Source organism: Streptococcus sp. 339, from assembly GCF_013277285.1.
Taxonomy (GTDB): domain Bacteria; phylum Bacillota; class Bacilli; order Lactobacillales; family Streptococcaceae; genus Streptococcus; species Streptococcus pseudopneumoniae.
The window spans coordinates 1-12,026 of the sequence record NZ_VMMR01000067.1 but is presented as its reverse complement, the minus strand read 5'-3'; the positions used below and the strand labels follow the sequence as shown (position 1 = coordinate 12,026).

General features: G+C 43.8%; 16 protein-coding genes. 4 read left to right on the top strand and 12 right to left on the bottom strand.

The window, feature by feature from the left end; genetic code table 11:
- Window positions 1-284 precede the first annotated feature (284 nt).
- Window positions 285-581, bottom strand: a complete 297-nt coding sequence (locus HT736_RS08615; RefSeq protein ID WP_100104251.1) for a bacteriocin immunity protein — start codon at window positions 579-581, stop codon at window positions 285-287.
- A 21-nt stretch (window positions 582-602) separates the two neighbouring features.
- On the bottom strand, window positions 603-1,667 hold the full coding sequence (gene pepA, locus HT736_RS08610; RefSeq protein WP_172930943.1) for a glutamyl aminopeptidase: 1,065 nt from the start codon (window positions 1,665-1,667) through the stop codon (window positions 603-605).
- 237 nt (window positions 1,668-1,904) lie between these two features.
- Here pepA and HT736_RS08605 point away from each other — a divergent pair, with 237 nt between their 5' ends.
- The 4 genes from HT736_RS08605 to HT736_RS08590 all read left to right on the top strand — a co-directional run bounded on the left by HT736_RS08605 (window position 1,905) and on the right by HT736_RS08590 (window position 5,626).
- Window positions 1,905-2,864, top strand: a complete 960-nt coding sequence (locus HT736_RS08605) for an ABC transporter permease (RefSeq protein WP_000777228.1) — start codon at window positions 1,905-1,907, stop codon at window positions 2,862-2,864.
- Window positions 2,854-3,810: an iron chelate uptake ABC transporter family permease subunit gene (locus tag HT736_RS08600; RefSeq protein ID WP_172930942.1), complete on the top strand. Its 957-nt coding sequence runs from the start codon at window positions 2,854-2,856 to the stop codon at window positions 3,808-3,810. Before HT736_RS08605 ends, HT736_RS08600 begins: the two co-directional genes overlap by 11 nt.
- Window positions 3,807-4,559, top strand: a complete 753-nt coding sequence (locus HT736_RS08595) for an ATP-binding cassette domain-containing protein (protein ID WP_000764297.1) — start codon at window positions 3,807-3,809, stop codon at window positions 4,557-4,559. The genes HT736_RS08600 and HT736_RS08595 overlap by 4 nt, the downstream gene beginning before the upstream one ends.
- 95 nt (window positions 4,560-4,654) lie before the next feature.
- Entirely contained in the window at window positions 4,655-5,626 is a 972-nt protein-coding gene (locus HT736_RS08590) for a siderophore ABC transporter substrate-binding protein (RefSeq protein WP_000858273.1), read from the top strand.
- Between the two features lie 118 nt (window positions 5,627-5,744).
- Here the strand turns inward: HT736_RS08590 and yidD are convergent, their stop codons facing one another.
- The 10 genes from yidD to HT736_RS08540 form a co-directional block, all read right to left on the bottom strand.
- A complete protein-coding gene (yidD, locus tag HT736_RS08585) occupies window positions 5,745-5,987 on the bottom strand; it encodes a membrane protein insertion efficiency factor YidD (protein ID WP_000821633.1) in 243 nt (80 codons plus the stop codon).
- Complete coding sequence (locus HT736_RS08580; RefSeq protein ID WP_001222227.1) at window positions 5,987-6,709, bottom strand: pseudouridine synthase; 723 nt, start codon at window positions 6,707-6,709, stop codon at window positions 5,987-5,989. Before HT736_RS08580 ends, yidD begins: the two co-directional genes overlap by 1 nt.
- Window positions 6,696-7,265, bottom strand: coding sequence for an SMC-Scp complex subunit ScpB (scpB, locus tag HT736_RS08575; protein ID WP_000105310.1), 570 nt, complete (start codon window positions 7,263-7,265; stop codon window positions 6,696-6,698). The genes HT736_RS08580 and scpB overlap by 14 nt, the downstream gene beginning before the upstream one ends.
- Window positions 7,266-7,283: 18 nt before the next feature.
- Window positions 7,284-8,012, bottom strand: a complete 729-nt coding sequence (locus HT736_RS08570) for a segregation/condensation protein A (RefSeq protein ID WP_000351897.1) — start codon at window positions 8,010-8,012, stop codon at window positions 7,284-7,286.
- Window positions 8,012-8,746, bottom strand: coding sequence for a site-specific tyrosine recombinase XerD (gene xerD / locus HT736_RS08565; protein ID WP_279586237.1), 735 nt, complete (start codon window positions 8,744-8,746; stop codon window positions 8,012-8,014). Before xerD ends, HT736_RS08570 begins: the two co-directional genes overlap by 1 nt.
- The gene (cbpB, locus tag HT736_RS08560) at window positions 8,743-9,204 is read right to left on the bottom strand and encodes a cyclic-di-AMP-binding protein CbpB (protein ID WP_172930941.1); all 462 of its coding nucleotides are present in this window, start codon (window positions 9,202-9,204) and stop codon (window positions 8,743-8,745) included. The genes xerD and cbpB overlap by 4 nt, the downstream gene beginning before the upstream one ends.
- Window positions 9,201-9,722: a metallophosphoesterase gene (locus HT736_RS08555; protein ID WP_001118962.1), complete on the bottom strand. Its 522-nt coding sequence runs from the start codon at window positions 9,720-9,722 to the stop codon at window positions 9,201-9,203. Before HT736_RS08555 ends, cbpB begins: the two co-directional genes overlap by 4 nt.
- A complete protein-coding gene (locus HT736_RS08550; RefSeq protein WP_000182447.1) occupies window positions 9,698-10,669 on the bottom strand; it encodes a nucleoside-triphosphate diphosphatase in 972 nt (323 codons plus the stop codon). Before HT736_RS08550 ends, HT736_RS08555 begins: the two co-directional genes overlap by 25 nt.
- Window positions 10,666-11,460 carry a glutamate racemase gene (racE, locus tag HT736_RS08545; protein ID WP_000370374.1) on the bottom strand — a complete coding sequence of 265 codons (795 nt, stop codon included), beginning with the start codon at window positions 11,458-11,460 and terminating at the stop codon, window positions 10,666-10,668. The genes HT736_RS08550 and racE overlap by 4 nt, the downstream gene beginning before the upstream one ends.
- Window positions 11,461-11,663: 203 nt before the next feature.
- Window positions 11,664-11,912: a YneF family protein gene (locus HT736_RS08540; protein ID WP_000364983.1), complete on the bottom strand. Its 249-nt coding sequence runs from the start codon at window positions 11,910-11,912 to the stop codon at window positions 11,664-11,666.
- Window positions 11,913-12,026 lie beyond the last annotated feature (114 nt).

Below are 12,026 nucleotides of genomic sequence, written 5' to 3'. Positions count from 1 at the left end.
TTTTTGGACTTTAGAGTTTGAGGCCCCCTTATCCGCTATATACGCCTTACTATCACCTTCCTGTTCGTAGAGCCACGATTTCGCTATCCCTTCCTCTAACGATTCTTATTTCCAGTGTCAGACTTAAAACGGTCTATCTCCAGACCGTTTTAATCCGCTACCTCACGATAGTCAGGCTTGGGAATCGCTATTGGGTTCACCGGTAGCAGGTGCCCACCGAGGACTTACACCTCAGATGCACGACATGCCCGTCGTACCAAAAAATACTTTGATCCACAATGGAATCAAAGCATTTTAAAAATCTCCCCATACATAAGCGCAGAAACTGCGGTTCCTCTGTACTTGGTTTCTTCTCTCTTGATAAAACGAGCCAAATTGAGCAACTCAGGTGCCGGATGTTTGGGATTTAGGAGCAATTCATGATTGACCAAACCTGAGAGACGAACTGCCAGCAATTGCTCATTTGTAGTAGGCAGTTTTTTAGCAGTCTCTAGGAGAGCAGCAACTAAATCCTCACTCAAATCATGTCGAGCATGATTGTAAAGATCTTTTATAAGGCTTTCTAGGTTTGGTTCTACCATCCCTACCACCTCCCTTATGGTTTAATAATTTTTAATCAAATCAACCGTTGAACGATCCAATTTCTTCACCAAGGCTTGCAAGAAAGCTTGGGCTTCTAGGAAGTCATCCATTGCATAGAGGGTTTGGTGAGAATGGATATAACGAGCGCAAACACCGATTGTTGTAGATGGGACACCACCATTTTTCAGATGAGCTGCGCCAGCGTCAGTTCCACCTTTACCACAGTAGTATTGGTACTTGATACCAGCTTCTTCAGCCGTTGTCAAAAGGAAATCCTTCATCCTCGGGAGAAGCAAGTGACCTGGATCGTAGAAACGAATCAAGGTTCCATCTCCAATCTTGCCTTGACCACCGTAGACATCACCTGCTGGTGAACAGTCAACTGCTAGGAAGACTTCTGGGTCAAACTTGGTTGTGGAAGTGTGAGCACCACGGAGACCAACTTCTTCTTGGATATTAGAGCCAAGATAAAGTTCATTTCCGAGTTTTTGACCTGAAAGGGCTTCTGCTAGCTCACTTACCATAAGAACACCGTAGCGGTTATCCCAAGCTTTTGAGATGATATTTTTTTCATTGGCTGTCAAGATTGCAGAACTATCTGGTACGATGGTGTCGCCAGGACGGATGCCAAAACTTTCTGCCTCAGCCTTGTCCGCAAAACCACCATCAAAAATAATATCTGAAATAGCTGGCATGGTTGGTCCACCTGTTCCACGTGTCAAATGCGGAGGGACAGAGCCTGAGATTACAGGGATTTCACGACCGTCACGAGTCAAGAGTTTGAAACGTTGGCTGCTAACCACCATAGGATTCCAACCACCGATTTCTACCACACGGAAGGTACCATCTGGCTTGATTTCGCTGACCATAAAACCAACTTCATCCATGTGAGAAGCGACCAAGACACGCGGTGCATCTGCAGCTTCTGAATGTTTAATTCCGAAAATACCACCCAAGCCATCTGTCACCACTTCATCCACATGCGGTGTCAATTTTTCACGAAGATAAGCACGGACAGGCGCCTCATGACCTGAGATAGCAGCAAGTTCTGTTACTTCTTTGATTTTTGAAAATAATGTTGTCATTTCAGTTCCTTCTTTCTTTCATCCATTTTACCACTTTTTAGAGGAGAAGGATAGTGGGAAGGTGGATAGTTTCTTACTCAGTTTTCCTATAAAAAAGAGAGACAGATATTCTTTCAGGAATTTTTCTTTCTTTTTTACATTAAATTGTCAGAAATTTTATTGACAGATTAGAAAAAACATGTTACAGTAATATCCGCAGGTATCTTTCGATACCAAATCTACATGAAAGGACGGGGTATGAAACTTTCTCATTATTTAATTGGCTTACTTCTGCTCCTAGTCTTTCTCTCTATTAGCATTGGAACCAGTGATTTTTCATGGGGAAAACTCTTTGCTTTCGACCAGCAGACCTGGCTACTATTTCAGGAGTCCCGTCTTCCAAGAACCATCAGTATTCTCCTTGCGGCCTCTAGTATGAGTATGGCAGGCCTTCTCATGCAGACCATCACTCAAAATCAGTTTGCTGCTCCGAGTACAGTTGGAACCACTGAAGCCGCCAAACTGGGAATGGTATTGAGCCTCTTTATCTTTCCGTCTGCGAGTCTAACCCAAAAGATGCTCTTCGCTTTTGTTTCATCCATCATATTTACCCTCTTCTTCCTAGCCTTTATGACCATTTTTACTGTAAAGGAAAGGTGGATGTTGCCTCTGATTGGAATCATCTATAGTGGGATTATCGACTCAGTCACAGAAGTTATCGCCTATCGTTTCAATCTGGTTCAGAGTATGACTGCTTGGACCCAAGGATCCTTCTCCATGATTCAGACCCATCAGTATGAGTGGCTCTTCTTAGGCCTCATTATCCTGATAGCCGTTTGGAAATTATCCCAAACTTTTACCATCATGAATCTAGGAAAAGAAACCAGTGAAAGTTTGGGGATTTCTTACTCCCTACTTGAAAAACTAGCTCTCTTTCTGATTGCATTAACGACAAGCGTCACCATGATTACCGTGGGTGCCTTACCATTTCTTGGAGTTATTGTTCCCAATCTTATTCGCAAGCGTTATGGAGATAATCTGAGTCAAACCAAACTCATGGTCGCACTGGTTGGTGCCAATCTAGTTCTGGCTTGCGATATCCTATCCCGAGTTCTGATCAGACCCTATGAGTTGTCTGTCAGTCTCTTGCTAGGAATCATTGGTAGCCTCGTCTTTATCCTACTTCTCTGGAGAGGGGGACGAAAAGATGCAGACTAAAAGCAAACATACCAAGCTCTTCTGCCTTCTCATTATTCTTGCCATCGGAGCTTGTCTTCTCTACTTTTGGCCCATCACTCACTTGTCAGCCTTTACTTGGAAGTTGCGTTCCCAAAAGATCATCGTTTATCTCTTGGTAGCCATCGCGACTGGGATTTCGACCATTAGTTTTCAAACCCTGACGGAAAATCGATTCCTGACGCCTAGTATTTTAGGAATCGAATCCTTCTACGTCCTACTACAAACCCTACTACTGGTTTTTGAAAGTAAGTTTCTTCAACTCGGGAAGTCTCCCATTTTAGAATTCCTAGTCTTACTTCTACTTCAATCCCTCTTCTTTCTCGCCTTGCAAGGCTACTTGAAGACACTGATGAAGCAAGACCTTGTCTTCATTCTGTTGATCTGTCTAGCCCTCGGAAGTCTCTTTCGAAATATCAGTACCTTCCTTCAGGTCCTGATGGATCCAAACGAATACGATAAACTGCAGAATAGTCTCTTTGCCTCCTTTCAACATCTCAACACTTCCATCCTAGCCATTGGTTCTCTGATTATCCTTGCTTTGACAATCTTTTTCTTTCGAAAAGCAGTCATTCTGGATGTCTTGCACCTACAAAGAGAAACAGCTCAGATATTGGGACTCGATGTTGAAAAAGAACAGAAAGAGCTCCTCTGGGGCATCGTACTTTTGACCTCAACGGCCACTGCCTTGGTAGGGCCCATGGCCTTCTTCGGTTTTATGCTAGCCAACCTCACCTACCTAATTGTCAATGACTATCGGCACAAGTTACTCTTTATCGTGGCCATTCTGATCGGATTTATCAGTTTGACTTTGGGACAAGCCCTAATTGAACGAGTATTTGCTCTGGAAATTCGCATCAGTATGATCATCGAGAGTGTGGGTGGCTTTTTATTCTTTATCTTACTTTACAGGAGGGCTCGTCGGTGAAACTGGAAAACATTGACAAATCCATTCAAAAACAGGATATTCTGCAAGGTATTTCCCTTGAAGTCAGTCCTCAGAAACTGACAGCCTTCATTGGTCCAAACGGTGCTGGAAAATCGACTCTCCTCTCCATCATGAGCAGACTGACCAAGAAAGATCAGGGAATTCTCAGTATCAAAGGCCGTGAAATCGAGAGCTGGAATTCGCAAGAACTGGCTCAAGAACTCACCATCCTAAAGCAGAAAATCAATTACCAAGCCAAATTGACTGTTGAAGAACTGGTCAGTTTTGGACGTTTTCCCTACAGCCGAGGTCGACTGAGACCAGAAGATTGGGGAAAAATCCGAGAAACTCTGGACTATCTGGAACTGACCAACTTAAAAGACCGCTACATAGATAGCCTGTCTGGAGGCCAGCTCCAGCGGGTCTTTATCGCTATGGTACTGGCCCAGGATACAAACTTTATCTTGCTGGACGAACCACTCAACAATCTCGATATCAAGCAAAGCGTCAACATGATGCAGATTCTCAAGCGACTGGTGGAGGAACTCGGAAAGACCATTATCATCGTTCTCCACGATATCAACATGGCCAGCCAGTATGCGGATGAAATTGTCGCCTTCAAGGACGGTCAAGTCTTTAGCAAGGGAAGAACCGATCAAATCATGCAGGCTGACCTGCTCAGTCAACTATATGAGATTCCTATCACGCTAGCTGATATCAATGGCAAAAAGATTTGTATCTATAGCTAGTAACATAGAAGCTCAAGTTAGAGAACTTTCAGTCTCTTAGTCAATAAAACCTAGAGACTCCCTAAATCGTTATCACATTTTAAAAAGGAGAAATTATGAAAACATCCCTTAAACTTTATCTCACTGCCCTAGCGGCCAGCTTCTTGCTTCTACTTGGTGCATGCAGTACAAATACAAACTCAAGCACTAGTCAGTCGGAAACAAGCAACTCTGCTCCAACAGAGATAACCATTAAAAGTTCACTAGACGAAGTCAAACTTTCCAAAGTTCCTGAAAAGATTGTGACCTTTGACCTCGGCGCTGCGGATACTATTCGTGCTCTAGGATTTGAAAAAAATATCGTTGGAATGCCTACAAAAACAGTACCAACCTATCTCAAAGACCTAGCTGGAAAAGTTAAAAATGTTGGTTCTATGAGAGAACCTGATTTAGAAGCTATCGCCGCCCTTGAGCCTGATTTGATTATTGCTTCCCTACGTACACAAAAATTCGTAGACAAATTCAAAGAAATCGCCCCAACAGTTCTCTTCCAAGCAAGCAAGGACGACTACTGGACTTCTACCAAGGTTAATATCGAATCCTTAGCAAGCGCCTTCGGCGAAACTGGTGCACAGAAATCCAAGGAAGAATTAGTCAAGCTAGACAAGAGCATTCAAGAAGTCGCTACTAAAAATGAAAGCTCTGACAAAAAAGCCCTTGCCATCCTCCTTAATGAAGGAAAAATGGCAGCCTTTGGTGCTCAATCTCGTTTTTCTTTCTTGTATCAAACCTTGAAATTCAAGCCAACTGATACTCAATTTGAAGATTCTCGCCACGGACAAGAAGTCAGCTTTGAAAGTGTCAAAGAAATCAACCCTGACATTCTCTTTGTCATCAACCGTACCCTTGCCATCGGTGGGGATAACTCTAGCAACGACGGTGTCCTAGAAAATGCCCTTATCGCTGAAACACCTGCCGCTAAAAATGGTAAGATTATCCAACTAACACCAGACCTCTGGTATCTAAGTGGAGGCGGTCTTGAATCAACAAAACTCATGATTGAAGACACACAAAAAGCCTTGAAATAAGCTGATTTAAACTCAATTTAAGTAAAATTTTGACATGATAAAACACATCCTATCAAGTAGTTCATGAAAACCTGATAGGATGCGTTTTTATCATTTTGAAATCTGTTTGCCCAGCCTCTTATTTTTCTTCTTGATTCCGTTTAAGGGAAAAGTGATCTGGGACGGGGTCCTTACCTGTTTTCGACCAGTGATGACAACGTAAAATCCGAGTCAAGCCCATCAAGACACCCTTGAAGCCATGTTTTTCAATAGCCTGAATCATGTAGTTGGAACAAGTCGGCTCAAAGCGACAAGAGGGTGGAAAGGCTGGCGAGATAAAACGTTGGTAAAAGCGCACAGGCGCTATTAAAATTCGTTTCATTATTTCTTGCTTACAGCCATGGTGTGTAGTTGGCTGATTTCTTTTTTGTTAAGACGACGGGATTCTCCTGGACGGAGTCCTGTCAAGTCTAGGTGTCCGAAACGAGTCCGAGACAACTTGTCTACTTGGAGACCAACAGCTTCAAACATCTTTTTAACCTGATGGTTACGCCCTTCATGGATGGTCAACTGCACCACAGAGCGATTTTTGACTGGGTCCACTTTGAGAATTTCATAAACAGCTGGCTTGGTTTTCTTACCATCAATCTCAAGACCACGGGTCAAGGGGCGGAGATTGTCCTTATTGGCCACACCTTTAACACGCGCGACATAAACCTTGTCAATCTCATTACGAGGGTGAATCATCTCGTCTGTAAAGTCCCCATCATTGGTCAAAATCAAGACACCTGATGTATCCCAGTCCAAACGACCCACAGGGTAAATGCGCTCTTTGACATTGGGCAAGAGGTCGACAACCGTCTTGCGACCCTTGTCATCTGTTACACTGGAAATCACACCGCGTGGTTTGTTAAGCAGATAATAGACCTTTTCTTCGTTGTAGATAGGTTGACCTTCAACTTCGACCTTGTCGCCTGACTTGATAGTGGTTGCTAGTTCACGCACCACTTGGCCGTTAACCGTCACCAAACCTTGCTTGATCAGCTCTTCTGCTTTTCTCCTACTGGCCACACCTGCGTGGGCAATATACTTATTGATTCTCATCTTCTTCTATCCTTTCACCAAATAATTGGCTTTCTTGGGCTTGAATCTCAAGCTCATCAATCACTGGTAATTCTTCTAAATGGTTTATCCCCATGTAATCTAGGAAATAATCCGTAGTCACATAGAGGTTGGGGCGCCCCAATACTTCCTTTTTCCCGTCTTCCTTTATCAGGTCAAAAGCTTGCAACTTTGCCAAGGCTCCACTCGAGTTAACCCCACGGATGGCATCAATTTCTATCCGCGTAATCGGCTGTTTGTAGGCAATAATGGACAAGGTCTCAAGGGCAGCCCGAGACAAGCTCTGGTTGATAGGCGCCTTAGAGTATTCCTTCAAAATCTCTGCAAATTGAGGCTTGGTCACCAATCTATAAGCACCACTTGTCTCAATCAAAGCCAAACTGGAATCTGGGTCCTTTTCATACTTCTGGGCTAATTTTCCTAAACTCTGCTGGATGCCTGTCGGTGGCAGAGAGAGGAGTTCAGCTAACTGGCGGACCCGAATCCCATCTTCACCCGCTACAAACAAGAGCGCTTCTATTTTTGCTAAAGTACTCATCTTTCCTCTCTATCAAGTCTAGCTTTGAGGCACTTGACTTTCTTCCTTCTTTTCCATGAGATAGATATCTCCGAAACTCTCCTCTTGCACGAGGATCAGCTCCTGGGTTTTGATTAACTCTAGGGTTGCCAAAAAGAGGGTGATGACCTCTTGGACATTCTGGGCTTCCTTGAACAAATCCTGCAAGCGCAATTGATCTCGTCCAATCAAGGATTCTTTCACAATAATCATCATGTCCTCAATCTTATACTCATCCCGCAAGATAGTCGTGTGATTTTGTGCAAACTCCTCTTTTTTCTTGGCTAGGATATTTGAAAAAGCCAAAAAGAGGTCAATGGTCGTCTTGTCATGCACAAGCTCCGCATCTTCGTAAATCAACTCTGTCGGCGCTTTGGAATAGTGCTGGGCCCGTTCTTGGTGCTTGGCTTCCAAGTGCTCCCCCAAAAGCTTGAACTTGCGGTATTCTTCGATTTGAGAGAGAAGATCCTGCTCTAGGTCATCTTCCAAATCTGTCACTTCCGCTACCTTTGGAAGGAGTTTACGACTCTTAATCAGCATGAGCTGGCTGGCCATGACCATGTACTCGCCCGTCACTTCCAGACGCATGGCCTGCAGAGTTGAGACATAGGCTAGATACTGTTCAATGACTTCCGTAATGGGCACATCGTAGATATCCATCTGATACTTAGAAACCAGGTGCAAGAGCAAGTCCAGGGGCCCTTCAAAATCCTTTAATTTAATATCCATTATCTATACTTTTCTAAGGTCAGGACTGTTTTTAATCCTAATTTTTTTGCAATTTCGTACAAATCGACCTTGTTTTCAATTTGTCGTAGAATGAACTGTTCCCGCAAGGCTTGGGCTGATAGTGCTGGAAAACCTTTCTCCTTGACAAAAGCTTCTAGCTGACGAAAGGCCCACTGACGAGAATAGGCTTTCCCTGCCCTTTCAAAAAGATAGGTCTGGCCCATCAAGGGTTCCAACTCTGAAAGCAAGGTTGTGGGAATGGTGACAATCCTCTGTTGGGAATCCTTCTTGATTCGCAACACCTGAAAATCCAGATTGATATCCGCAACCTTTAGAGCTAAAATCTCACTGGGCAAGAGCCCTATTTCCAAGATTAGGAGAGCCAGTAAGCGGCCCTCTGGATAGTCGCTTTCCTGCCAAAAAGAGTCTAGGTCTAACAGTTCTGACTTCTCGGTCTTCTTTTCAGCTTGTTTAGCTAATTCCAAACGGTAAAAGCTGTCCACTTCTCCTTTTTGATAGAGAAAGTAGAGAAATTGATTACAGGCCGAAATCTTTCGCTTCTGAGCGCTGATTTTTAGATTGGCTAGCTGGGCTTGGTAAATCTTGAGACTAGTATCAGAAACCCGCTCGCCTACTATGTCTAAAAATTGCTCCAAATCATACTTATAGGACTGCTTGGAATTGGCAGATAAGCCCTGCTTTTCTTCTAAAAAGGCTGAAATCCTATCTCTCATTTGCATCGAATCTCATATTCCTTACTAAAGTCATGCAAGAGGGCATTGACTGCTTTGAGGATAGACTTGCGCGTGATAATCCCTTGGAAAATACCAGACGCATCCACAACCGGCAAGAAGGACTCATCTACCAGCTTGTGCAAGACCTCCGTAATGGTGAAATCAGGCGAAACAACCGCTACGTCCGTTTGGGTCATATGAACGATATCCGTATCCGCCATGATTTCTTGGCTCAAGTCATGCTCCATCTGATAAGCCATAATATCTCTGAGCCCAATCGTCCCAACAAACTGTTTTTCATCTGTCACAACAGGAACACGGGTATAGGTCATCTGACTGAGCAAGAGGGTCGCATGATCCGCATTGTGGGTATCAATCAACACAGCTAGATTTTTAGCAGGGGTCAAAAAAGTTTCCTCCTGCCCCAACAAGAAAGTCTCAAACTCCTTGGCAATCATCGGCTAAACTCCTTGGACAAACCTGGATACACCTCGTGATCTCGTGTCAAAAAGTCCACTTTGAAGTAACTATCATCAATCTCCACACGAGCATAGAGACATTCTCTGATGGTACCTCGTGGTTGACTGATAGAACCTGGATTTAGAAAGAGGATCTTGCCTTCCAACCAAGCACTTGGCACATGCAAGTGACCATAGAGGCAGATAGCGGCCTCTTCCTCCTGAGCCCAGTAGTCCAACTTTTGAAAGTTGAAATTGATGTCAAACAAGTGACCATGAGTTTGGATAATCTTGGTCGAACCAAGCTCAGTCACCAGACGTTCTGGGTAGCCGGCGTAGAAGTCCATGTTCCCTTTAACAACGCGGATGCCCTCCCAAAGTGGAGAATCCGGACGTAGTTCAGAATCGCCGTTATGAAAAACGGCATCGACTTTGCCCACATAGCGATCACGGACTTCTTCCACAATCAAGCTATCGCCATGGGAATCGCTCATTACAATGATGGTTTGCTTTGCCATGATGGAAATACCTCCAAAAGTTTCTTAACGGCTAAGGCACGGTGAGATTGACTATTTTTTTCTTCCAGGGTTAATTCAGCTGATGACTCACCTGTTTCTCCTACAAGGAAGAGGGGATCATAGCCAAAGCCATTTTCACCCTTAGGTTCAAAGTTAATATAACCTGACCAGTCTGCTTCAACAACCAAGCTTTCCTTGTTGGGACTGGCCACGACTAGGGTTGTGTGGAACTGAGCCGAGCGGTCCTTGAGTTCAAAGACCATGGCCAATTCGTGCAAGAGTTTGGCATTATTTTCACGGTCAGTTGCTCCCACACCTGCGAAACGAGCTGACCAGACGCCTGGTAAGCCACCAAGGACATCGACTTTGAGACCAGAATCATCTGCCAAAACCATCTTGCCCGTTAATTGAGAAATGGTTTCTGCCTTGAGACGGGCATTTTCTTCGAAGGTCATGCCTGTTTCAGCTACTTCAGGCAGGTCAGGATAGTCATTAAGATTTTCCACATCGTAGCCTAACTTATCAAAGATAGCTCGGAACTCTTTGGTCTTGCCTTCGTTACGAGTCGCAATCAATAAGGTTTCTCTGACCTTGTTTGTCTCAAAGAATGCTTCTACATCAACACCTTCTTTAGGCAATTCTACATGCAGGAGTTGCCCATTTTCAACTAAGAGAACCCCCCCCTGACGTTGAATGACTTCTACATTTCGTCCCATTTCTTGGTTGAGGATATCTACCACAAAAGACAATAAACGGTAGAGAGAACCATAGCGTAAAACAGTAACAGAAACAGGAAAACCTCGATCCTCATCTCGAAATCTTTGGGCAAACTCCAATAGAGGAAAATCCAAGTCATCATCCGTCAACGTCCGGACGCCACCAAAAATACCATAGGACCCGACATACCAGTCCTGTTCATCCTTATATTCATAAATTTTATTTGTCATAATTCTACATGCTCCACATGAATCTCTTTTTCCAGCCATTCTTCACCAATTTGTGCAAAACTTTGGCTGCTGGCTGTTGTGTAAAAACGGTGATTAAGTGGTCCAGCATCGCGACCACGATTGATTTCAAAATAATTAAGTAAGACTGAGATGTCCCGTACGCACTCTGCTCCACTATCGATGAGCTGAACCTTTGGTCCCATGACATTTTGAATAATAGGTCTGAGCAATGGATAATGGGTACAACCCAAAATCAGGCTATCCACCTTTCCAACCAAGGGACGCAGGGTTTCATAGACCACTTTCTTGGTAACACTGGTTGACAGGGCGCCAGACTCGACCAAGGGGGCAAACTTGGGACAGGCCAAACTCTCCACCTGTAAGTCTGGAGCCAGATCATGAATTTTCTGACGATAGATATCTGATTGTACCGTCATGGGCGTTCCAATCACACCTATTTTCCCACCTTGACTGGACTTGATAGCTGCCGAAGCTCCTGGCAAAATAACACCTAGGACAGGAATATCTAGTTGAGCCTTGATTTCTTCCCAGACGACCGCAGTCGCAGTATTACAAGCAATGACAATCATTTTGACATCCTTGGTCAAAAGAAAGTTGACCAACTGCCAAGTATATTCACGAATTTGCTCAGCAGGACGGGGACCATAGGGAGCCCGTGCCGAATCTCCAATATAGACGATTTCTTCATGGGGAAGCTGGCGCATGAGCTCGCGCACAACGGTCAAGCCCCCGACACCCGAATCCAAAAAACCAATTGGGCGATTATCCATACAGTCTTCTTTCTAGTCTTTTTTCTGATTGATAGTTCATTATGATTACCGTTCCTTATGAACTGAATAATGACAGCCTAATCAATAACTATCTCTCTTAATCATAATCAAATATCAATAGAATGCAAGGAAAAAGTCTCATCCCTAAACCCTTAGCCAACATAGTGAGAAGTCTGGAACTTTCATCCCAGACTTTTCCTTATCTATTTTTTCTTTTTATTGTTAGCAAGGGCTGCCTTTTGTTGGCGAATGATTTGGTGGTAAACTTGTTGTACCTTGGCTTCGCTTGGTTTTTGACCATTTGCACTCAAAAGAGTACGAACTGCTTCAGCATTCAAACGTGGGTTGTCAGCGAATTCCTTTTCGATTTGCTTACGAACCAAGTACATTCCTCCAATAGCTCCTCCTAAAAAAGCTAGCACAATCAATACAATTGCTAAAAGTAAATCCATCATTTTTCTCCTGTTTCTTTTTGAGTCCCTTTCATTATACCACAAACTAGTCACCCTGACTAGTTTGTTTTACGCTATCAGGGATGGAATGTAATTCGAATGTGAGAATGTCTT